The following is a 21,250-nucleotide window of genomic DNA, read 5'->3' as shown; positions in this document are numbered from 1 at the left end:
GGAGAACGAAATGTTCACCGGCATTATTGAATCCATCGGCAGCATCCGTGCGATGACCCCCAAGGGCGGCGACGTGCGCCTGCTGGTTGAAACCGGCAAGCTCGACCTCGGCGATGTCAAGCTCGGCGACAGCATCGCCGTCAGCGGCGTGTGCCTGACCGTCATCGAGCTGCCCGGCAATGGCTTTGCCGCCGACGTCAGCCGGGAAACCCTGAACTGCACCGCGATGAACGACCTCAAGGCCGGCAGCCCGGTCAACCTGGAAAAAGCCCTGACGCCCACCACCCGCCTGGGCGGTCATCTGGTCAGTGGCCACGTCGACGGTGTCGGTGAAGTCATTGCCCGCAGCGAAAACGCGCGTGCCGTGGAATTCCGCATCCGCGCGCCCAAGGAACTGGCCAAGTACATCGCCCACAAAGGCTCGATCACCGTCGACGGCACCAGCCTGACCGTGAACGCCGTGAACGGCGCCGAATTTGAACTGACCATCATTCCCCACACCCTGAGCGAAACCATCATGGCGTCGTACCAGCCAGGTCGCCGGGTGAACCTGGAAGTCGACTTGCTTGCCCGTTACCTGGAGCGCCTGTTGCTGGGCGATAAGGCCGCAGAGCCAGCCGCGGGTAACATCACTGAAAGTTTTTTGGCCGCTAACGGCTACCTGAAATCCTGACCAAGGGGGTGCCCTGTGGCGCTCAATAGCATCGAAGAACTGGTTGAAGACATCCGCCAAGGCAAGATGGTCATCCTGATGGATGACGAAGACCGTGAAAACGAAGGCGACATCATCATGGCCGCCGAGGCCTGCAAGCCCGAGCACATCAACTTCATGGCCAAGCACGCCCGTGGGCTGATCTGCATGCCCATGAGCCGCGAGCGCTGCGAGTTGCTCAAGCTGCCGCTGATGGCGCCGCGCAATGGCTCGGGTTTCGGTACCAAGTTCACCGTCTCGATTGAAGCGACCACCGGCGTCACCACCGGCATCTCTGCCGCTGACCGCGCGCGCACCGTACAAGCCGCCGCCGCCAAGGATGCCAAGGCCGAAGACATCGTCAGCCCTGGGCATATCTTCCCGCTGATGGCCCAGCCGGGTGGCACCCTGGCGCGCGCCGGCCACACCGAAGCCGCCTGCGACCTGGCGCGCATGGCCGGTTTCGAGCCGAGCGGGGTGATCTGCGAAGTGATGAACGACGACGGCACCATGGCCCGTCGCACCGAACTCGAGGGCTTTGCCGCCGAACACGGGCTCAAGATCGGCACCATTGCCGACCTGATCCACTACCGCATGATCCACGAACGTACCGTTCAGCGGATTGCCGAGCAGCCACTGGACAGCGAACTGGGCCAATTCAACCTGGTGACCTACCGTGATTCCGTGGAAGGCGATGTGCACATGGCGCTGACCCTGGGCACCATCAGTGGCGAAGAGCCAACCCTGGTGCGCGTGCACAACATGGACCCGCTGCGCGACCTGCTGATGGTCAAGCAACCGGGCCGCTGGAGCCTGCGCGCCGCCATGGCCGCGGTGTCCGAGGCCGGCAGCGGTGTGGTATTGCTGCTGGGTAACCCGGTGGACGGCGATGTGCTGCTGGCGCATATCCGCGAAACCGCCGAGCAGGCCCAGGTGAAGACGCCGACCACCTACAGCATCGTCGGTGCCGGTTCGCAGATCCTGCGCGACCTCGGTGTGCGCAAAATGCGCCTGATGAGCGCACCGATGAAATTTAATGCGATATCCGGATTCGATCTGGAAGTTGTAGAATACGTGCCCTCCGAATAAAGGCCGGCGATTTTCGCCCCTTGTTCGCGGTTAAATCATCACTGAGGGACGCACTTTTCGCGTCCCGGCTCTTTAAGAGATTTGTCGAATGACCCTGAAGACCATCGAAGGTACCTTCATCGCCCCCAAAGGCCGCTATGCCCTGGTGGTTGGCCGCTTCAACAGCTTCGTGGTTGAAAGCCTGGTAAGCGGTGCCGTGGACGCCCTGGTTCGCCACGGTGTGAGCGAGAGCGACATCACTATCATCCGTGCCCCTGGCGCCTTCGAAATTCCACTGGTTGCGCAAAAAGTTGCTCAGCAGGGTGAATACGCGGCGATCATCGCCCTGGGCGCGGTCATTCGTGGCGGTACTCCGCACTTCGAATACGTGGCCGGCGAATGCACCAAGGGCCTGGCCCAGGTGTCCATGGAGTTCGGCGTGCCCGTCGCTTTCGGCGTACTGACCGTGGATTCCATCGAACAAGCCATCGAACGTTCCGGCACCAAGGCCGGCAACAAAGGCGCTGAAGCTGCTCTGTCCGCCCTGGAAATGGTCAGCCTGCTGTCGCAGTTGGAGGCCAAGTGATTTCCGACGAGAGCGATCGTTTCAACCCGCGCGACGAGCGTCCGGCGGACGCCGGCAAGCCTTCCAAGAGCGAAAAGCGTCGTGCGGCACGCCAGTTGGCCACCCAGGCGCTGTACCAGCGTCATATGGCCGGTACCGCGCTGAACGAAATCGAAGCGCAGTTCCGCGTCGATAACGACTTCACCTTCGCCGACCAGAGCTACTTCCACGACATCCTGCACGGTGTGCCGGCCAACCTCGACGAGATCGACCAGGCGCTCGTGCCCTGCCTGGACCTGACCCTCGAAGAGCTGGACCCGGTCGAACTGGCCGTACTGCGCCTGTCCACCTGGGAACTGCTCAAGCGTGTCGACGTGCCGTACCGCGTAGTGATCAACGAAGGTATCGAGCTGGCGAAAGTCTACGGTTCGACCGACGGTCACAAGTTCGTCAACGGCGTGCTCGACAAGCTGGCCCCGCGCCTGCGTGAAGCCGAAGTGAAGGCGTTCAAGCGCTAACCTGCGCTTGAGTCCCGAATGGGCGAGTTTGAGCTGATCCGCAACTACTTCGCCGCCGCGCCTTGTGCGCAGGGCGGCGAAGGTATTGCCCTGGGGATCGGTGATGACTGTGCCTTGCTGGCGCTCCCGCCTGGGGAGCAGTTGGCAATCTCCACCGATACCCTGGTGGCCGGCGTGCATTTTGCCGATCCCTGCGATCCGTTTCTGCTCGGCCAGCGCTCGCTGGCCGTGGCCGTCAGCGATCTGGCCGCCATGGGCGCCCACCCCCTCGCATTTACCCTAGCCCTCACCACGCCCGCCATCGATGCTGATTGGCTGCGACGTTATGCCCTGGGCTTGAACGCCATGGCGCAACATTGCGGCGTGGGCCTGGTGGGCGGCGACACCACGCGCGGGCCATTGAGCCTGACTCTTACCGTATTCGGCCGTGTGCCGGCCGGGCAGGCGTTGACACGCAGTGGTGCACGGCCGGGCGACCTGCTGTGTGTGGGCGGTGAGCTGGGCAACGCGGCGGGTGCCTTGCCGTTGGTCCTGGGGCAGCGCAGCGCCGCTGCGGCCATTGCCGATCCACTGCTGGCGCATTACTGGTCGCCACAACCGCAACTGGCGTTGGGCCTGGCGCTGCGGGGCAAGGCGACGGCGGCGATGGATATTTCCGACGGGCTATTGGCCGATTGCGGGCATATCGCCAAGGCGTCGGCAGTCAGCCTGTTGATCGAGCAACAGCGGTTGCCCTTGTCCAAGGCCCTGCTGGCGTTTGTCGGTGACGACGCGGCACGGGTGGCGGCATTGAGTGGTGGCGACGACTACGTGCTGGTGTTCACCCTGCCGCCCGCCGAACTGGCGCCGTTGCTGGCCGGCGGTTGGCCGGTGCACGTTGTCGGTCGGGTCGAGGCGGGGCAGGGCGTGGCCCTGCTCGACGCCAGTGGGCACGACATCACCCCGGTCATTCATGGTTATCAGCATTTTTGCCCGGCGCCCTGAGTCAACCTTCTGACCTGCATAGAACCGGGATGAAGGCCAATCGAACCGATTGATCTTTATCAGCGATCATTCAGCTTAAGCGTCTGTAGGAACGTGCTGTTACAATGCCCCCTCTGTGAAATCTGAAATCAGGAGCACACGGTGCCCGTCGTTTTCGTCGCTGCTTCCAAGCTGCCTACCCCATTTGCCACGTTCACCATGCATGGCTTTCTCGAAGAGGAAACCGGGCGCGAGCACGTCGTGCTCAGCCTCGGTGACATCGCGGATGGTGCGCCGGTGTTGGGGCGTGTGCACTCCGAGTGCCTGACCGGCGATGCGCTGTTCAGCCAGCGCTGCGACTGCGGTTCGCAACTGGAAGCCGCGCTGCAAGCCATCGCCCGCGAAGGCCGAGGCGTGCTGCTGTACTTGCGTCAGGAAGGCCGGGGTATTGGCCTGCTGAACAAGATTCGCGCCTACGAACTGCAGGATGGCGGCGCCGATACCGTCGAGGCCAACGAGCGCCTGGGCTTTGCCGCCGACCAGCGTGACTACGGCATCTGCCTGCCGATGCTGGAGCATCTGGGCGTGAAGTCCCTGCGCCTGATGACCAACAACCCGCGCAAGGTCAAAGCCTTGACCGAGATGGGCATCACCGTGGCTGAGCGCGTACCGCTGCACACCGGCCACAACCCGCACAACAAACTCTACCTGGCCACCAAGGCCAGCAAGCTCGACCACATGATGGGCAACGAGCATCAGGGCGAGGTCGACCGCGCGTGACCCGTGGCCAGGTCAAGCGGCGACTGTCCTTCAACTGGTGGCAGTACCTGGCGCTGGCGCTGCTGCCGTTGTTCGTGATCAACCTGGTGTTCGGCCGGGCCGAAGCCCTGTTGCCGGTGCTGGCCATGCCGTTCTTTATCGCCGGGGTGGCCTCGATGTTTCTCAGCCTGCGTTACTTCAATGGCTACAAGCACGCGCTGATCGCCACCTCCAAAGCCCTGGATACTCCTGAAGAACCGGCGGCCTGGATCACCCTCGCGGCACGCCGACGCACGGCCTTGCTGGTGGCCGCCCTCCCTGCCTGGGTGGGGGCACTGGCGGTGTTCGTCGGTCTGGAAGCCGTGCCGCTGTTCCTGCTGGCGTTGTCGACGCTGGTGCTGTTCTACCTCTACCGCATCCCGCGTCAGCTGGGATGATGCGCCACTGGCTGGCGCTTCTGCTGCTGGCACTGAGTGCCCAGGCCGTGGCCGCCGAGCGGGTGGTGAGCCTGGCGCCTTCGTTGTCTGAAATAGTGCTTGAGCTGGGCGCCGCGGACTTGCTGGTGGGCATGCTCGATGGCGGTGATCGCCCGGCTGCGTTGGCGAACGTGCCGTCGGTGGGTCAATACGGCCAGTTGAATATGGAGCGCCTGGTCAGCCTCAAGCCCGACTTGATCCTGCTGTGGCCCGGCAGCCTCGGCCCGGCTGCGCGCGAACAATTGCAGCGCCTGAATATTCCGGTTTATGTCGCCGAACCCCATAGCCTTGAACAGCTCACCACCCAGATCGAAGCCATTGCCGAGCAACTGGGTCGGGCGGATGCCGGCCATCTGTTGGCCGGCCAACTGCGCCAGCGCCTGGCCGAACTGCGCCAGCGTTATCGGCGGGCCGAGCCAGTGCGAGTGTTTTACCAAGTGTGGAACCAGCCGCTGTACACCGTGGGCGGTGGGCAGATTATCAGCGACGCATTGAGCGTGTGCGGCGCGCGCAATGTGTTTGACGATCTGACGCTACCCGCGCCGCAGGTCAACATCGAGTCGGTGTTGCAGCGCGATCCGCAAGTGATTCTGGTGGGCGATCAGGCTCAGAAGGCGGCCTGGAAGGTCTGGCCGGCGATGACGGAGCGGGTGAGGTTGGTGCCGGACAAGGGCCTCGAGCGGCCCAGTGGGCAGATGCTGGAGGCGGTGGCGCGGCTGTGTGAAGTGATCACCCGTCCCCTGTAGGAGCGAGCTTGCTCGCGATGATCGTTAACGATGACACGGGCATTCTGGACGAATGCGGCGCTCTCGGGTTTTTCGCGAGCAAGAACTAGGCGTCCCCCTCGCTCCTGCAGCTACAGGGTCCAGGTGACGCCGAGCATCCAGGTGCGGCCTTCCTCGCGATAATCCTGGTTGTTCAGAAAGGCCTGGTCGTCATAGCTGTAGCGGGCTCGCGTGTAGGACTTGTCCAACAGGTTATCGACCTTCAGCGACAGCGCCACTTCCCGACTCACCGTCCAACGGCTGCGTAGCCCGAGCAATCCATAGCCGCCCAGGCGGTGGGTGTTGTCTTCATCGTCGTAACTGTTGCTGATCGCCTGCCAACTGGCCCCCAGGCCTACCCTATCGAATTGCCGGTCCAGGTCCAGGCTCAACGTGCGGCGCGCGCGGCGGGCGAGGGTATGGCCGCTGTCACGGTCGCGTGGGTCGATGATCGACAGGCCCAGGTTGCCCTGCCAGCCGAACAGATCCTGTTTCAACGCCGCCTCAACGCCATTGATACGCGCCGACGCCACATTCTGCGGCTTGCCGGTGCGGTCGAGGATGATCGCATCGCTCAGGTCGGTGCGGTACAGCGAGGCTTCCAGGTGCGTGCTGTCAGTCAGTTGGCTGCGCCATTGCAGCTCGTAGCTTTTCGAGGTCTCGGGCTGCAGGTTGGGGTTGCTGTACTTTGTGTCCGGGTAATACAGGTCATTAAAGGTCGGCGCGCGGAAGCCTTCGCTGTAGGTCAGCAGCAGGTCATTGTCGGGGTTGACCGGCACGGTCAGGGTGCCGCTCCAACTGTTCTGGCCGCCGAACTGCTGGTTCTGATCGTGGCGCAGGCCCAGTTCGGTGGAGAACCCTTCACTGTGGAAGCGGTGCTGCACAAAGGCGGCACGGTTCCAGCGGCTGTTCTCGCTGAAGGCGGTGGAGCCGTGGAAGCGGTCTTCGTACCCGTCGCCGCCGAGGATCAGGCTGTTCTGGTCATTGAGTGTCAGGTCGTTCTGCCAGTTGATCGAGTCGCGGTAGGTGTTGAACACGCTGAAGTCATCACTGAGCGTATCGCGCTTGGTGTCGCGGTTCTCGCTGTGGCCCAGTTCCAGGCGCGATTGCCAGTGTTCGTTGAGCGCGGCGTCGATATAGCCGCTGGCACTGCTGACGGCGTAGTCGGTATAGGGCTTTTGCCCAACGGTCTGGCCGCTGGCGCTGTCGTAGCGGCCGAAGCTGTTGTCGTATTCCGACTTGCCACGGTTATCCAATAGATTGAAACCCACTTCCAGCTCATCGCTGAACGAATGACTGAGGTTCAGGCTGAGCGACTGGTTGCGATAGGCATCATGGTCGCCGTCGCTGGGGAAGGAGTGGTGGGTCGAGTTGATGCCGGCTGTTTCATCCAGGCTCGCCCCCAGGTTGAAGCGCGTGTATTCGTCGCCGCCGGACAGGCCAAGGCTGCGTTCCCACGTGTGGTTGCTGCCAAACCCAAGCTTCAAGCGCGGTTGCACGCCTTGTCCTGCATTGCGCCGGGTGAATACCTGGATCACGCCACCGATTGCATCACTGCCGTAGATCACCGAGCGTGAGCCGCGCAGGACTTCCACCCGTTCGATCTGGTCGACGTTCAGGTATTGCAGGCCGCTGTCGCCGGAGGTGGTATTGGCGATGCGCTGGCCGTCCACCAGCACCAGGCTCTGGGCGGATTTGGTACCGCGCAGGTAGATCCCCGGCAAACTGCCGCGCCCCCCGCTTGGCGCCACCTGCACGCCGGGTACGCGGCTGAGCAGGTCGGTGAGGCTGGTGGGCTGCAGGCGGTCGATGTCGTCGCGGGTGAAGACGGTGTTGGCCGCGCTGCTGTCGTTGCGTGCCTGGACCTGGCGGTTGGCGCTGATGACCACGTCGGGGAGTTTGAGCGCATTGTCGCGGGTGTCGGCGAGCAATTCGTGTGCAGGTAGAAGCAGCAGGGGCAGGGCAAGGCGCAGGCGGTTCATGGGGCTGTCCATGGCTTTTAAAGTTGACACAAAACCAATGTGGGAGCGGGCTTGCTCGCGAAGGCAGTGTATCAGTTCCAGATGTACTGGCTGACACACTGCCTTCGCGAGCAAGCCCGCTCCCACATTTTTGATGCGGTTACAGATTCAGAAGTGCCATGCGCTGACGAACTGCAAGCTCAATCCCGGCTTCATCCAGCCCGCACTCGGCCAGCATCTGCGCCGGCTTGGCGTGTTCCACATACACATCCGGCAAGCCCAGGTGCAGCACCGACTTGAGGATGTTCTCGCGGGCCAGGAACTCACTGACCGCCGCGCCGGCACCGCCCATGATGGCGTTTTCTTCAACGGTTACCAGCAGTTCATGGCTGGCGGCAATCTCGCGCACCAGGGCTTCGTCCAGCGGTTTGACGAAGCGCATGTCGACCACCGTGGCGTCGATCTTCTCGGCCACCTTCAGTGCTTCGGCCAATTGCACGCCGAACACCAGGAACGCCACCTGGCTGCCCTGGCGCCGCACGATGCCCTTGCCGATTTCGATGGGCTCCAGGTCTTTTTCGATCACGGCATTCGGGCCATTGCCGCGTGGGTAACGCACGGCGGCCGGGCCGTTGTACAGGTGGCCGGTGTTGAGCATCTTGCGCAGCTCGTTCTCGTCGCTCGGCGTCATCACCAGCATGCCGGGGATGCAGCGCAGGTAAGACAGGTCAAAGCTGCCGGCGTGGGTCGGGCCGTCTTCACCGACTAAACCGGCGCGGTCGATGGCGAACAGCACATCGAGGTTCTGCACCGCGACGTCATGCACCAATTGGTCATAACCGCGCTGCAGGAAGGTGGAGTAGATCGCCACCACCGGTTTGGCGCCTTCGCAGGCCATGCCGGCAGCAAACGTGACCGCGTGCTGCTCGGCAATCGCCACATCGAAGTAACGCAGCGGGAAACGCTCGCTGAACGCCACCAGGTCGGAGCCTTCCTTCATCGCCGGGGTAATCCCCACCAGGCGCGAGTCGGCGGCGGCCATGTCGCACAGCCATTCGCCAAACACACCGGAATACTTCGGCCCACTGGCCTTTTTCGGCGCGGCGGCGGGAGCGTCCACAGGTTCCAGCTTGGTGATCGCGTGGTAGCCAATCGGGTCGACTTCCGCCGGGGCGAAACCTTTGCCTTTCTTGGTGACGATATGCAGGAACTGCGGGCCTTTGAGGTCGCGCATATTGCGCAGCGTGGCGATCAGGGTCGGCAGGTCATGGCCGTCGATCGGGCCGATGTAGTTCCAACCCAGCTCTTCGAACAGCGTGCCGGGAACCAGCATGCCCTTGGCATATTCTTCGGTACGCCGGGCAATTTCCCACGCGCCGGGCAGGCGCGAGAGCACCTTCTTGCTGCCTTCGCGCATGCTGGCATAGGTGCGGCTGGAGAGGATCTTGGCCAGGTAATTGGACAGGCCACCGACATTGCGCGAGATCGACATGTCGTTGTCGTTGAGGATCACCAACATGTTGGCGTCGACTTCCGGCGCATGGTTCAGCGCTTCGAACGCCATGCCGGCGGTCAACGCGCCATCACCGATCACCGCAATCGCCTTGCGATCGCTGCCTTGCAGGCGGGCGGCAATGGCCATGCCCAGCGCTGCACTGATGGAGGTGCTGGAGTGGCCGACGCCAAAGGTGTCGTACTCGCTCTCGGAGCGACGCGGGAAGGCAGCGACGCCATCCTTCTGGCGCAGGGTGCCCATGCGCTCGCGGCGCCCCGTGAGGATTTTATGCGGATACGCCTGATGGCCCACGTCCCATACCAGCCGGTCATCCGGGGTGTCGAACACGTAATGCAAGGCGATGGTCAGCTCGATAACGCCCAGGCCGGCACCGAAATGCCCACCGGTCTGGCCGACCGTGTAGAGCAATTCCAGGCGCAACTCATCGGCCAGGGTTACCAGCTCGGCTTCACCCAGACGACGCAGGCCGTCCGGCGTGGCAGCACGGTCGAGCAGGGGCGTGGACGGGCGATTGCGGGGAATCTCTTGAAACGTCGTGGGCATCAGGCGAATCGTTATAGGTATAGAAGAGGCGGCAGTTTACCTCAAGCATCGCAAACTGCCCACGCAGAGCACCGAACTTGGCCGATATGCGGGCTTAATGACCGCCTTTATCAGTGGCGGCGTTCGACGATATACCGCGCCAGGTCACGCAGGGGCTCGGCTGGCGCGTCGAAAGGTCGCAGGGCGTCCAGGGCTTGGTCGCGCAGTTCAAGGGCATACGCCTTGGCCGCTGTAAGCCCAAGCAGTGCAGGATAAGTCGGCTTGTCCCGTGCGATATCGGCGCCTTGGCGTTTGCCCAGGGTCGCGGTGTCACTTTCTACGTCGAGAATGTCGTCCTGCACCTGAAACGCCAGGCCGATGGCTCGGGCATAGGTCTGCAGTGCCGCCAATTGCGCGGCATCGGCACGGCCACTGGCCAGGGCGCCGAGGTGCACGGCGGCTTCGATCAGCGCGCCGGTCTTGTGGCGATGCATGTGTTCGAGGGCTGCTTGATCCAGCTTGAGGCTGACCGAGCCCATGTCGATCGCCTGCCCGCCGACCATACCGGCGGGGCCGGCGGCCAGGGCCAGGGCGGTGACCATGCGCAGGCGGATCTCGGCGTTGACGCTGCTCAAACGCGGGTCCAGCAATGCGCTGAACGCCAGGCTCTGCAAGCCATCACCGGCCAGGATCGCATAGGCTTCATCAAAGGCTTTGTGGGTGGTTGGCTGGCCGCGACGCAGATCGTCATCATCCATCGCCGGCAAATCGTCATGCACCAACGAATAGGCGTGGATCAACTCCACCGCACACGCCGCGCCATTCGCCTCTGCGGCCGGCGCACCCAGCGCTTCACACGCCGCATACGCCAGCAACGGGCGCACACGCTTGCCGCCATTCATCACGCTGTAGCGCATGGCTTCATAAAGACGCTTCATTTCCGGGCTGGGCGCAACAAACAAGGGCTCCAGCGCCGCATTCACCCGGGCTTGGCTACTGGCCTGGTACGCATCGATCATTCCGGCTGTTCCGCATCGAAAGGCTCTTCGGCCAACTCTCCGTCACGTTCCAGCAACACCTGCACCTTCTGCTCCGCCTGCGCCAACGCGCTTTGGCAGTCACGAGTCAGGCCGATGCCCTGCTCAAACGCCGTCAGCGAGTCCTCCAGCGACAACTCGCCGTTCTCCAGACGCTCGACCAGGGTTTGCAGGTCGGCGAGGGATTGTTCGAAATCGAGTGCAACTTTTTTGCGGGCCATGGCGGCTATTCCGGTAGACGGTAAACCGGCGCGACACTAGCAGACATGGGGATTCTGGGCAAATGAGTGGCGGCTCACTCGCCCGCTGTATTGACCTGATAACGCGTGCTGCGGCGGCTTACCTGACCGTCGGTCATAGCTTCCAGGCCCATCCGCCTTGCCAGGGACGAGCGCACCGAGCCGACATTCAACTACTCACCCTCAATCGCCGAGGACGTCAGGATATTTTGCAGCAGCGCGTCCAGTTCATTCTGTGCGCTGACTGCTTGGCTGACGGAGACGAGCATGCCCAACAGCTTGCCTTGGGCTTGCCCACACTCGCGCAGCAACGCCGCGAGGCGACCGGGTTGCCAGTGGAAGTGCGGCCAGTCGGCGTGTTGCCAGATCCAGTGTGCATGAGCCGTGGTGGAATGCCTGGGGTGTGTGAGCCGAATAAAGAGGTTATTCGGCTCATTTGGTGAGCCGATTTTGCTTCGGATTTGGCTCAGGGTCTAGTCTGGTGGTGGGTGTGTTCGTAAGCACGCCATAAAGTCCACCTTCTAGGCCGAAATCTAATGACGGATGCTGTACTCTCCGATTTTTCAGGAGCAGTCATCCATGATGCGTCCCGACGTCAAAGTCGAATAAGTGTCTCTATACCAAGTCCGCAGGTGACGTTCTGCTCATATATTTGTTGGATAAAGAAAAATGTCAGTTGATCTCACTTCGAAAAAAGCTGGAGTAGCGAGTGATTAGCTTATTAAACTCAATGTTTTAGTTGCGCTATTGAGAATGGTGGAAAATGACCATTTGCCAAGTACATGCATTAAGCTAAAAGAAGAAAAATAGCCCTGTGTGGCTCTTGATTGCGATTGTGTTCAGGTGGATCAGTTTTTTCATTACTGATGAGTTTTCAGGCGTCAGGTGGTCTTTAAATATCGCTAGCGCCTTTATGAGGTCCTCATTGGTATTGATAATCTCGTCTTCGTAGTCGTCAATTATTTTTCCCAGGGTGTTATTTATAGTTTCCACTGCGCCAGAGATCAGAAGTTTTTTATAATCTTCATCGGTGAGGTGAATGATTTCAAGCAGAGAGTCAGGGCAATTATTTATGTCCAATAACCTCATAGCCTCTAGCGTAAGTGGGACACAAATCATCTTCATTGTTTCGGTTCCTTATTGAAATGGGTTGCTTCATTGTATTCACTTTGTGTTCTGCCCATTTGCTTTCCTGAAAGAGATGTCTTGTTGTTGGGCACGACGCCTTCAAGGCTTAAGTATCGTCTCGATCCCGGCAATGATGGGTCGTAGATTCTAAAGTAGTTTCCATTGATGTCCTCTACAACTTCAACTCCATTGAGAGGGTTCTTGTATATTTTTTTGCCTTTGTCTGTTGTGGTTACAGTTGGATCGGTGCCGGCAAATTTGACAATGTTTTCATTCAGGTTAGCTGTTTTCCAATTCGCTGAGTATTTAGCTGATCGCTCAGCTCCTCCTGTTTTTGGTAATACAGCATCTCCTTCATCAGCTTTTACAGTTTTGGCCGGTTCATTAGCAGTTACCTCTGGCTTACAACCGTCTCCCCCGGGGCAGGTGTTTAAGCCTAACGGATCTACCCATCCTGTAGGGTTTGGAGAGTACTGGTAGGAGTTGATCCCACCCGCCAACTTCACGGGGTCCGGTGTGAGGTAGCGACCAATATCCGGACTGTAGTAGCGATGGCGGTTGTAGTGCAGGCCGCTTTCTTCGTCGAGGTATTGGCCCTGGAAGCGCAGCGGGTTGTCGATTTTGCCCACGTCGAGGCGGGCGATTTCGCCGTAGGCGCGGTAGTGGGCGGACCAGACGATGTCGCCCTCTGGGTCTGTGAGTTCCTGCGGTGTGCCAAGGTGGTCGAGTTGGTAGTGGTACGGCTTGGTGTCTTTTGGGCCGAAACCTTCCAACAGGACCAGCGGCCTGAAACTGTTCGGTTCGTAGAGATAGCTGCGGTGACGGTCGGCGTTGTGTTCGGCGATGAGTTTGTCGCCTTGCCAGAAAAACTCTGTCGTTATGCCATCGACGGTCTTACTGATGCGTCGGCCAAATGGTTCGTAACGGTAACTGGCGGTTTGGCCGTTGGGTTGTTTGAGGCTGATGAGTCGGTGCTGGCAGTCGTAGCGGTATTCCGTGACGAGTTGCTGACCTTTGCCGCGCCGTTCGCGGATGAGGTTGCCGAAGGCGTCGTAGTCGTAATGCCGGTCGCCCTGGATCATCAGGCGGTTGCCGGCGACGATGTCGGGGCCGGGGCGGTCTTGCATGAGCAGGGTGCCGGCGGGGGTGTGGCCGAAACGTTCCTGCAGGTCTTGGGAGTGGTCGGCGCGGGTCAGGCGGCCTAAGGGGTCGTAGTGGTAGCGGTGTTCGCCTTTGCGGGTGTCGTGGAGGCGGGTGAGGTTGCCGGTTTTGTCGTAGTCGTAGTGACGTTGGTAGAGGTGGTTTTCCTGCTGGGTGATGGTGTGGGCGTGCAGGCGCTGCTGATCGTCGTAGTGGTAATGGCTGAGGAGTTGGCCTTGTTGGCGTTGGTGTTCCTGGCCTGATTTGAATAGGTGCGATGTGAGTGTTTCCCCATTCAACTCAACAGTGGCGAGCTCGCCGCCTTTGTCGTGGTTGAAGCTGAGGCGGTTGTTGTCCGGCAGGCGCAGGTGTTTGAGTTGACCGCAGGCGTCATAGCCATAACGCAAGGTGCCCCAGCCCTGATGTTCGGCGGTGAGGCGGTTCTGGTGGTCGTACTCGTAGGCCAACGCCCAGTGGCCGTCGTTGACGCTGAGGAGATTGCCCTGGCGGTCGTAGGTGTAATCAACCTTGCTGCCGTCTGGCAGGGTTTTTCGTACGAGGCGGCCGGCATGGTCGCGCTCGTAGCGGGTCATCAGCTGACTGCCATCGTCGCCGTGTTCGGTCTTTTCCTGCAGGTTGCCGTTGAGGTCATAGACGTAGGCGGTGCGCTGGCCGTCGAAGCCGATTTCCTGCTGGATCAGGCCGTTGGCGTGGTAGTCTAGGTGGTAGGTTTCGCCGACTTCGTTTTCGATTTCGGTCAGCAGTAAGCGAGCGTTGTTGTAGCGGTAGTTGACCTGGGTGCCGTCAGCGTTGATGCGGCGGCTGATCAGGTGCAGGCCGTCGGCGTATTCGTAGCGGGTGACGTGGCCGAGTTCGTCGCGTTCGGCGGTGATTTTGCCGTAGGGGTTGTAGGTGTATTCGCGCGTTGCACCGCCGGGCATTACGACACGAACTAACCGGCTGACACTGTCCCATTGATATTGGGTCAGCGCGCCGTGTTCATCCTCGCGGGCAATTTGCCTTCCCAGGTCGTCATAGCGATAGCGCGTAATAGCGCCATTCGGCAGTTGCTCCTCAATGAGCTGACCGCGCTCATTCCACGCCAGGCGGTGACAGCCGCGATCCGGGTACCAAACCCCCGTCAGTTGGCCATGTTTGTTGTAGCTGTAGTCTGTGGAATTACCGTCAGGGTCGGTCTTGCGAATGACATCGCCTTGGTCATTGCGCTCATATTTCCAGACCGCCTGACCCCGCCTTACAACCCGTACGAAGCCGTTGTCATGCTCGTAGGACGTCGGCTCATCATCCCCCGGAAACAGCGCCACCAAGCGTCCGGCATCGTCGTATTGATAGGCCGTTACTGCGCCCAGCGGATCCTGCTCGACCGTCAGCCGACCTTTTTCATCGTAGGATTTGAAGTGCTCGGCACCGTCCGGGTCGATGCGCTGCACCAGTCGTGCGCGGTCATCGTGGACGTACACTTCCTGGCTGCCATCGGCGTTCTGCACCGTGACACGGCCGTCATCCCCCCAAGCATAGCGCGTGTCCATCTGCGAAAAACTGGCCCAGTGCCGCACACAGCGTGCCACCTTGCCAGCCCGTTCCCATTCCCAGAAGAAACTCGCGCCACCGGCCAAGCCCCGTTCAAGAATGACGTGCTGATCGTCGTAGCGATAAACCTCGCGCTCACCTACAGCATTGGTCGCACCAACCAGTCGTCCCGCGTCGTCATAGGCGTAGGAAACAACGTTCTGCTCGGTGATCCAGGCATACTCTTCACGGCCTTCGGCCCGCTGAACCTGGTAATCCACCGCGACGATGCGACCCGCCTCATAACGCAAGCACAGCGAACGCCCCACGCCGTTATCCAGCCGCTCAATGCGCCCGGAAAAATCCCGGGAAATCCGCAGGCGGTTGTCATACGCATCGCTGATCGAGAACAGCACACCATCGCGAAAGTGATAAAACCGCGACGCCTGGGCCAGCACCAACTCGTCCGGCGAAGTCCCCAAGTAAATCGCCGCTTCAGCCAGGCTATTGGTAATCGCCGGCCGAGCAGCGCTAGGCAGCGGAAACTCAGTCGAGCGGTTTTCATGGTCGGTCCACACCACCGAATTGCCTGAAACCACCAGCCGCTGCGCCAGCGAATGACTCCAGCCAAACCCCAACCCAACATCCAGTTCCACCGCGCTGGTGCGATACAAGCGCGTCCACTCAAACGGCAAGATCCCGTCCAGCGTGCCGTCGGTCAGGGTGAGCAATTCCTCCCCGCTAACCATCGACACCGGGCAGCCATTAGTAGCGGTCTTATCCGCCGAAGCCGCCGCATCGCCCTTCGGATTCGTCGCCACAGCAGGCACATCGTCGACCGATTCTTTCTGCTTCAGCACCGTGTTCTGCCGCGCCCGCCAGCGCATCTGCAGCGTGCCTTGCTTCACCCCGCCGACCACCCCGCGAATCGCCACGGCCTTGTAGCGATCCACCGCCTGCATAAACCGGTTCAGAATCTTCAGCAGGCCTTCAACAAAACCCACCGCCGCATTCAGTATCCGCGCCCCGTACTTGACCAGGCGCATACCCAGATACGCCACACCCGCCGCCGGCAGGGCGAGGGTCAACACCACGCCAATCACCAGGTCGATCAGCAACGACACCACAAACCCCGCGCCCACCTGCGCAACCTGGCCGGGCGGCAACGCGTCCAGCCACAGCATCGCCGTACGCACCAACAGAAACAGCGCCGCCTCATCGCTGGCCAGCAACATCGCCTGTTCCATGACCTTGGGCGCATCGGTGGCGATTTGCGCCAACTTGGCAGCCTGATCACCGAGCTGTTCGACGAACTTCAACGGATCTTCAAGAATCGCCTGCACCAGCTTGATGCTGTCCCACACGTCCATGATCGCGGCCCAACTGCCCGCCAACACACCGCTGCCAATCGCACTGGCGGTGGATTGCTGCCAATGCGGCTTAAAGCCAGACCACTGCTTGCGAAGCCACTGTTCCAGATCGCCTGTCAGCCCGGCGTAAGAAGCAAACAGCGCGTGAACTTGCTCCGCAGAAACGACGCCTTGCACCCGCACTTGATAGCGCTCACCCGCCGCGCAGTAGTGCGAGCCTTTGCCGTGTTCATCGAGCATGATCACTGTGGAGCTGCCGTCATCGAGGCCGATCACCTCAACCGGGATGTCGCCAATCGGCACGTCGTACACCGATTCGAACGTGCTCTCGATCTTCAGCTCGCCGCCCACCGGACAGCGGGCCACGGTCGCAAAGTCAGCATCGGATATGCTCACGGAGCGCTGTGTATCCCCAACCCGGACGACTCGATCCATCCCCAACAACGACGGCATATCCGTCGCATGGCTCACCGAATCCAGCGCACGCGAATACCAAGCGTCCATCTGCTGGCGATAAATCACCAGGCTCTGATGAAAGCCATCCAGTTCGTGTTCGATAGCGGCAATGTGGGCTGCGTGGGTCATCCGTGACGTCTCGACGAGGGGCAAGGTGTCGGAGTCTGGCGCAGTAAAAAGCGACTGGATGAGCGGTTTGGAAAAACAGAATGGGCTTACGCGTAGAGAGAAAAAGTCAGCCCTCACTCGCAGCTAAGGGCCACTTCAAATCGCGAACTTGCTCATTGACGAGCCAATGTTCCTGAGCGTTTTTTCAGTTGGGTCTGCATCCTCAGCGCAATACCTCGATTTTCAATTGCCAGCAGGACCGTTCCGTAAGGCTCGAAGGAGCCTTCCTGAAGCGCCCTCAAGCCCTTGTGACGGCATTGGTCTCTGCCTAGCCTGCCGAAAACTCAAGAGCGAGACAGGCATGAGCGACGAATCTATCGGCTTGACCGCGCCTCCCGCGGGCTACAGTGATTGGCTAAGCGATCTCAAAGGCCGCATCCATACGGCACAGCAACGCGCGACACTGGCGGTCAACCGCGAACTGGTGTTGCTGTATTGGAACATCGGCCACGACATATTGACCCGCCAAAGCGAGCAGGGCTGGGGCAGCAAGGTTATCGACCGTCTCGCTCAAGATTTGCGTGCGGCCTTCCCCGATATGAAAGGGTTTTCGCCGCGTAACCTCAAGTACATGCGCGCGTTTGCCGAGGCCTGGCCGGATTCTGAGTTTGTGCAAGGGGTGCTTGCACAATTGCCCTGGTATCACCAAGTCGCACTACTGGACAAACTTCCCGGCCCCGAAACCCGCCGCTGGTACATCGCCCAAGCCATCGAAAATAATTGGTCGCGCAACACCTTGGTGATGCACATCGAAAATCGTCTGCTGGAGCGCAGTGGCAAGGCCATCAGCAATTTCGAAAGTCATCTGCCCAAACCGCAATCCGACGCTGGCGCGTGAGTCGCTGAAAGACCCTTACCGTTTTGACTTCCTCAGCCTGGGCCTGGACGCGCAGGAGCGCGAGATAGAAAAAGCCCTGGTCAAACACGTCACCGATTTTCTGCTGGAACTGGGGGCGGGTTTCGCCTTCGTTGGCCAGCAGGTGCTATTGGATGTGGGCGGTGACGAATTCTTCGTCGACTTATTGTTCTACCACCTGACGCTGCGATGCTACGTCGTCATAGAGCTCAAGACGGGTCAATTCAAGCCAGAGCATCTGGGCAAGCTGAGTTTTTACCTCGCCGCCGTGGATGCCCAGCTTAAACATCCACAGGATGGCCCGACCATTGGCTTGTTGCTGTGTAAAAGCAAGAACGAAGTGGTTGCCGAATACGCATTGCGCGATAACAACCGACCTATCGGCGTCGCGCAATACCAGTTGGTGGAAACGTTGCCGCCAGAGCTGAAAAGCCGTTTGCCGAGCATCGAGCAAATCGAGCGTAAGCTGGCCTATGCGGCGCTTTGAAACAACAAAAGCCTGCTTTTCAGGGCAGGCTTGTCGCGAAGTTCAGGTTACTTATTTCTGATGAGCCGTCAGCGCCGCGTAGCCGTTCATCAAGTTACGGTAGTTGGGAATGCGCTGGGACAACAGATTGCCCAGGCCTTCGATATCGTTGCGCCAGTCGCGGTGCAACTCACACGCCACCGAGAACCAGTTCATCATCTGCGCACCGGCCTGCGTCATCCGGCTCCACGCCGCTTGCTGCACCGTGGTGTTGAAGGTGCCGGAAGCATCGGTCACCACAAACACATCAAACCCTTCCGCCAGCGCCGACAAGGTCGGGAACGCCACGCACACATCCGTCACCACACCGGCAATGATGATCTGCTTACGGCCGGTGGCCTTGATCGCCTTGACGAAGTCTTCGTTGTCCCACGCATTGATCTGACCAGGGCGGGCGATGTACGGCGCGTCCGGGAACATCTCCTTCAGCTCCGGCACCAGCGGGCCGTTGGGGCCTTGCTCGAAGCTGGTGGTGAGGATGGTTGGCAGGTTGAAGAACTTGGCCAGGTCGGCCAGGGCCAGCACGTTGTTCTTGAACTCGTTGGGCGAGAAGTCCTGCACCAGGGAGATCAGGCCGGTCTGGTGGTCGACCAGCAGGACTACGGCGTCGTCTTTGTTCAAGCGGTTGTAGGTTGGCGTGCTCATGGTTGAATCCTTTTTTGTTTAAGTGGGTTGGGCGTTGCGTTCAACATGGGCACAGATTAATGGGCGGGCGCTGGGGGATAAATCGGCTGGAATGGGTAATACCGTCAACTCAGATGCGACAATTCGGAGTTTATCAGTAGGACTGATCCTTTTCGTGGCGGGAAAAGTAAGTCAAAAAATCTCACGCGTGAGCTATTGAGTGTGGCCAAAAATGCCTGTAGATTTTCTCACGCGTGAGTTTTTCACACCGAGGTCAGTACCATGAAAAGCAGCTCTCCATCGAGCCCGTCCGCCGGGTCCGATACCGATTCAGCAAGCCTTAAGGGAGAGCGCTCGAAGCCGTCCGCGAAAAAGCCATCGAGCTTTTACATGAAGCAGATGCGCGCGGGGCTGGCGGCCGCCGGTTATGTGAAACACGAAACTTGGGTGCTTCCCGAAAACCGAAGCCTGCTCAAGCAGATGGAGAAACAGCTACGCCAGCCGATTCTGGCGGGTTCATTCATGTCGGAGAATTTCATGAGCGCAGGTACCAACTGGAATATCGATCGTCTCTTCACCGCTCTTCAGGCTCTGGATGACGTGGTGTCCAACGACATTACGCTTTCTCTCGTCCAAGGCTCCGAGTCCAGCATCAAGCTGGAAATGAACGACTTCGGTGGCTTGCCGATTTACATCGCGGTGGTGGGCGAGCAGATCATCGTCGATACCGTGCTGGTCGACGTCGAGTCCATCAATGACGTAACGGCATTCAACGATGCAGTGCTGCGCAGCCGGGAAATGTTCCCGCTGTCCTCGATCGGTATCGAGTCCATGCCTAACGGGCAAGTGGTCTACAACATGTTCGGCGCCTTGAGCTCCGACTCCAGCCTGACCAATATCGTGACCGAGGTGAAAACCCTGGTCGACAACGTGCAGCGCGCGAGCGAAGCCTTCGAACGTTTCTTCAATTAAGTATTCGGGAGTATCCAATGACTCAATCCATCTGGAGCAAACTGTTCACCGCGCTGCGTGGCGGTGCCAGCGAAGTCGGCGAATCGATCGTCGACCAACAAGCCCTGCGCATCCTCGACCAGGAAATTCGTGATGCTGACACCGCGCTGGCCAACGCCAAGCGCGAGCTGGTCAGCATCATGGCCAAGCACAAACTGGCGGCTGATCGCGTCAGCGAGTACGACGCCAAGATCAAGGACCTGGAGTCCAAGGCGATGGCCGCTATCCAGGCCAATCGTGAAGACCTGGCCCTGGAAGTGGCCGAAGCCATTTCGACCCTGACCAACGAACGGGACGTCGAGCAGAAGCAGACCGCCGAGTTCGGTGGGTACGCTGACAGCATGCGCAAGGACATCACCAAGGCCGAAAGCCGGATTAAAAGTCTGCGCCAGCAAGTGGACATGGCCAAGGCGCGCGAAAGCGTACAGAAGGCTCAGGTCAGCGCCTCCATCGCCAGTGGTGGTGCCAACGGCAAGCTGGAAACCGCCGTCGGTACGCTCAATCGCCTGCAGGCCAAGCAGCAGCAACGCGCCGCAGAGCTGCAGGCCCAGGATGAACTGGCTGAGGCATCGACGGGGACCGACCTGGAGCGCAAGTTGCGCGAGGCCGGCATCACGCCGAACGAAGGCAGTGCCAATGCGATTCTGGAACGCCTGAAGCAAAAGTCGGCCGAGTAAGCGACGCCGCCGCAGGAAGGGCACTCGCTGCCCTTCTTTTTTATGTCGAGGTGTCGAGGTCAGGATGGGTGCCCTGAAAGGTTTCAAGATAATTGCCGGCTTGGCCCTGTTCATGGTCGCGCTGCAACTGCTCAATGCAATGACCGGTTACAGCCTCGTGGCGTTCGGCCTGATCCCGAGAACGATGCACGGGTTGCCCGGCATCCTCACCTCACCGTTTTTGCACGCATCGTTTGCCCACCTGAGTGCGAACCTGGTGGCCTTTTTGGTACTGGGCACCCTGGTCATCATGGAAGGGGTCAATCGGTTCGTGGCCGTCAGCGTGATCACCATTCTGCTGGGTGGCTCGCTGGTCTGGTTGTTCGGTTTTGCAGGCATACATGTCGGTGCCAGCGGCTGGGTATTTGGGCTATGGGCCTACCTGTTGTCCCGCGCCTGGTTTCACCGAAGCTGGAGCAACCTGCTAACGGCCTGTGTCGTGGCGTTACTGTATGGCGGCCTGATCGTGGGCTTCCTGCCCCGCCAGGGTGTTTCCTTCGAAGGTCATCTTTTTGGTGCATTTGCCGGGTTTATTGCAGCCAAGGTACTTCTCTCCAAGCCGCGCAGCAGGTTTAATGCCGGCTGACCGCACTTGCGCCTACAGGCGTAGAGGCGACTTCATCGGGAAAAGTACCCCAGGGAGCCA

The 21,250-nt window shown here is 60.2% G+C and carries 18 protein-coding genes and 2 pseudogenes; 12 read left to right on the top strand and 8 right to left on the bottom strand.

The genetic code is table 11. The annotated features are described in order from the left end of the window. The first annotated feature begins 10 nt into the window (after nt 1-10). The 8 genes from AB4O05_RS01345 (at nt 11) to AB4O05_RS01310 (ending at nt 5,786) form a co-directional block, all read left to right on the top strand. Nucleotides 11-673, top strand: coding sequence for a riboflavin synthase (locus AB4O05_RS01345; RefSeq protein WP_460133647.1), 663 nt, complete (start codon nt 11-13; stop codon nt 671-673). Nucleotides 674-688: 15 nt separating this feature from the next. After that, the gene (gene ribBA, locus AB4O05_RS01340) at nt 689-1,780 is read left to right on the top strand and encodes a bifunctional 3,4-dihydroxy-2-butanone-4-phosphate synthase/GTP cyclohydrolase II (RefSeq protein ID WP_460133648.1); all 1,092 of its coding nucleotides are present in this window, start codon (nt 689-691) and stop codon (nt 1,778-1,780) included. 88 nt (nt 1,781-1,868) lie between these two features. Continuing rightward, the gene (gene ribH, locus AB4O05_RS01335) at nt 1,869-2,345 is read left to right on the top strand and encodes a 6,7-dimethyl-8-ribityllumazine synthase (RefSeq protein ID WP_003176356.1); all 477 of its coding nucleotides are present in this window, start codon (nt 1,869-1,871) and stop codon (nt 2,343-2,345) included. After that, complete coding sequence (gene nusB / locus AB4O05_RS01330) at nt 2,342-2,842, top strand: transcription antitermination factor NusB (protein ID WP_460133651.1); 501 nt, start codon at nt 2,342-2,344, stop codon at nt 2,840-2,842. The genes ribH and nusB overlap by 4 nt, the downstream gene beginning before the upstream one ends. An 18-nt stretch (nt 2,843-2,860) precedes the next feature. Further along, on the top strand, nt 2,861-3,826 hold the full coding sequence (gene thiL / locus AB4O05_RS01325) for a thiamine-phosphate kinase (RefSeq protein ID WP_460133652.1): 966 nt from the start codon (nt 2,861-2,863) through the stop codon (nt 3,824-3,826). Nucleotides 3,827-3,967: 141 nt separating this feature from the next. Then, nucleotides 3,968-4,585 (top strand): GTP cyclohydrolase II, encoded by a 618-nt coding sequence (gene ribA, locus AB4O05_RS01320; protein WP_460133653.1) that lies wholly within the window; start codon nt 3,968-3,970, stop codon nt 4,583-4,585. Continuing rightward, nucleotides 4,582-5,001: an MFS transporter gene (locus AB4O05_RS01315; RefSeq protein WP_460133654.1), complete on the top strand. Its 420-nt coding sequence runs from the start codon at nt 4,582-4,584 to the stop codon at nt 4,999-5,001. Before ribA ends, AB4O05_RS01315 begins: the two co-directional genes overlap by 4 nt. Continuing rightward, nucleotides 4,998-5,786 (top strand): cobalamin-binding protein, encoded by a 789-nt coding sequence (locus AB4O05_RS01310; protein ID WP_460133656.1) that lies wholly within the window; start codon nt 4,998-5,000, stop codon nt 5,784-5,786. The genes AB4O05_RS01315 and AB4O05_RS01310 overlap by 4 nt, the downstream gene beginning before the upstream one ends. Nucleotides 5,787-5,896: 110 nt before the next feature. On the opposite strand, the gene AB4O05_RS01305 is transcribed toward AB4O05_RS01310, so the two are convergent. The 7 genes and pseudogenes from AB4O05_RS01305 to AB4O05_RS01275 all read right to left on the bottom strand — a co-directional run bounded on the left by AB4O05_RS01305 (nt 5,897) and on the right by AB4O05_RS01275 (nt 16,832). Next, nucleotides 5,897-7,786 (bottom strand): TonB-dependent receptor domain-containing protein, encoded by a 1,890-nt coding sequence (locus AB4O05_RS01305; RefSeq protein ID WP_460133658.1) that lies wholly within the window; start codon nt 7,784-7,786, stop codon nt 5,897-5,899. A gap of 139 nt (nt 7,787-7,925) precedes the next feature. Continuing rightward, on the bottom strand, nt 7,926-9,824 hold the full coding sequence (dxs, locus tag AB4O05_RS01300) for a 1-deoxy-D-xylulose-5-phosphate synthase (protein WP_460133660.1): 1,899 nt from the start codon (nt 9,822-9,824) through the stop codon (nt 7,926-7,928). A 110-nt stretch (nt 9,825-9,934) separates the two neighbouring features. Further along, nucleotides 9,935-10,822 carry a (2E,6E)-farnesyl diphosphate synthase gene (ispA, locus tag AB4O05_RS01295; RefSeq protein WP_460133661.1) on the bottom strand — a complete coding sequence of 296 codons (888 nt, stop codon included), beginning with the start codon at nt 10,820-10,822 and terminating at the stop codon, nt 9,935-9,937. Then, nucleotides 10,819-11,061, bottom strand: coding sequence for an exodeoxyribonuclease VII small subunit (locus AB4O05_RS01290; RefSeq protein ID WP_003176346.1), 243 nt, complete (start codon nt 11,059-11,061; stop codon nt 10,819-10,821). The genes ispA and AB4O05_RS01290 overlap by 4 nt, the downstream gene beginning before the upstream one ends. A gap of 107 nt (nt 11,062-11,168) precedes the next feature. Beyond that, nucleotides 11,169-11,495, bottom strand: a pseudogene (locus AB4O05_RS01285) (DUF4172 domain-containing protein); the annotation flags it as partial. A 376-nt stretch (nt 11,496-11,871) separates the two neighbouring features. Next, entirely contained in the window at nt 11,872-12,204 is a 333-nt protein-coding gene (locus AB4O05_RS01280; protein WP_460133664.1) for a hypothetical protein, read from the bottom strand. Next, on the bottom strand, nt 12,201-16,832 hold the full coding sequence (locus AB4O05_RS01275; protein WP_460137712.1) for an RHS repeat-associated core domain-containing protein: 4,632 nt from the start codon (nt 16,830-16,832) through the stop codon (nt 12,201-12,203). The genes AB4O05_RS01280 and AB4O05_RS01275 overlap by 4 nt, the downstream gene beginning before the upstream one ends. Nucleotides 16,833-17,172: 340 nt before the next feature. Between AB4O05_RS01275 and AB4O05_RS01270 the strand changes: the two are divergent. Next, nucleotides 17,173-18,214, top strand: a pseudogene (locus AB4O05_RS01270) (PDDEXK nuclease domain-containing protein). Nucleotides 18,215-18,265: 51 nt separating this feature from the next. On the opposite strand, the gene ycaC reads toward AB4O05_RS01270, so the two are convergent. After that, entirely contained in the window at nt 18,266-18,898 is a 633-nt protein-coding gene (ycaC, locus tag AB4O05_RS01265; RefSeq protein WP_078833508.1) for an isochorismate family cysteine hydrolase YcaC, read from the bottom strand. Between the two features lie 369 nt (nt 18,899-19,267). Between ycaC and AB4O05_RS01260 the strand changes: the two genes are divergently transcribed. The 3 genes from AB4O05_RS01260 (at nt 19,268) to AB4O05_RS01250 (ending at nt 21,190) form a co-directional block, all read left to right on the top strand. Next, nucleotides 19,268-19,849, top strand: coding sequence for a YjfI family protein (locus AB4O05_RS01260; protein ID WP_460133667.1), 582 nt, complete (start codon nt 19,268-19,270; stop codon nt 19,847-19,849). Nucleotides 19,850-19,866: 17 nt separating this feature from the next. Next, nucleotides 19,867-20,565, top strand: a complete 699-nt coding sequence (locus AB4O05_RS01255; protein WP_460133668.1) for a PspA/IM30 family protein — start codon at nt 19,867-19,869, stop codon at nt 20,563-20,565. A gap of 64 nt (nt 20,566-20,629) precedes the next feature. Beyond that, nucleotides 20,630-21,190, top strand: a complete 561-nt coding sequence (locus AB4O05_RS01250) for a rhomboid family intramembrane serine protease (RefSeq protein WP_460133670.1) — start codon at nt 20,630-20,632, stop codon at nt 21,188-21,190. Nucleotides 21,191-21,250: the final 60 nt, after the last annotated feature.

The organism is Pseudomonas sp. S1_G07 (genome assembly GCF_054668565.1).
This window is presented reverse-complemented; position numbering and strand designations above follow the sequence as displayed.

What these genes read in the sequence shown, in the direction of transcription:
- ispA (WP_460133661.1), bottom strand. Translation starts at nt 10,822, where the DNA reads ATGATCGATGCGTACCAGGCCAGTAGCCAAGCCCGGGTGAATGCGGCG.
- ycaC (WP_078833508.1), bottom strand. Translation starts at nt 18,898, where the DNA reads ATGAGCACGCCAACCTACAACCGCTTGAACAAAGACGACGCCGTAGTC.
- ribH (WP_003176356.1), top strand. Translation starts at nt 1,869, where the DNA reads ATGACCCTGAAGACCATCGAAGGTACCTTCATCGCCCCCAAAGGCCGC.
- AB4O05_RS01260 (WP_460133667.1), top strand. Translation starts at nt 19,268, where the DNA reads ATGAAGCAGATGCGCGCGGGGCTGGCGGCCGCCGGTTATGTGAAACAC.
- AB4O05_RS01305 (WP_460133658.1), bottom strand. Translation starts at nt 7,786, where the DNA reads ATGAACCGCCTGCGCCTTGCCCTGCCCCTGCTGCTTCTACCTGCACAC.
- AB4O05_RS01280 (WP_460133664.1), bottom strand. Translation starts at nt 12,204, where the DNA reads ATGAAGATGATTTGTGTCCCACTTACGCTAGAGGCTATGAGGTTATTG.
- AB4O05_RS01290 (WP_003176346.1), bottom strand. Translation starts at nt 11,061, where the DNA reads ATGGCCCGCAAAAAAGTTGCACTCGATTTCGAACAATCCCTCGCCGAC.
- AB4O05_RS01250 (WP_460133670.1), top strand. Translation starts at nt 20,630, where the DNA reads ATGGGTGCCCTGAAAGGTTTCAAGATAATTGCCGGCTTGGCCCTGTTC.
- AB4O05_RS01310 (WP_460133656.1), top strand. Translation starts at nt 4,998, where the DNA reads ATGATGCGCCACTGGCTGGCGCTTCTGCTGCTGGCACTGAGTGCCCAG.
- thiL (WP_460133652.1), top strand. Translation starts at nt 2,861, where the DNA reads ATGGGCGAGTTTGAGCTGATCCGCAACTACTTCGCCGCCGCGCCTTGT.
- AB4O05_RS01275 (WP_460137712.1), bottom strand. Translation starts at nt 16,832, where the DNA reads ATGACCCACGCAGCCCACATTGCCGCTATCGAACACGAACTGGATGGC.
- dxs (WP_460133660.1), bottom strand. Translation starts at nt 9,824, where the DNA reads ATGCCCACGACGTTTCAAGAGATTCCCCGCAATCGCCCGTCCACGCCC.
- AB4O05_RS01255 (WP_460133668.1), top strand. Translation starts at nt 19,867, where the DNA reads ATGACTCAATCCATCTGGAGCAAACTGTTCACCGCGCTGCGTGGCGGT.
- AB4O05_RS01345 (WP_460133647.1), top strand. Translation starts at nt 11, where the DNA reads ATGTTCACCGGCATTATTGAATCCATCGGCAGCATCCGTGCGATGACC.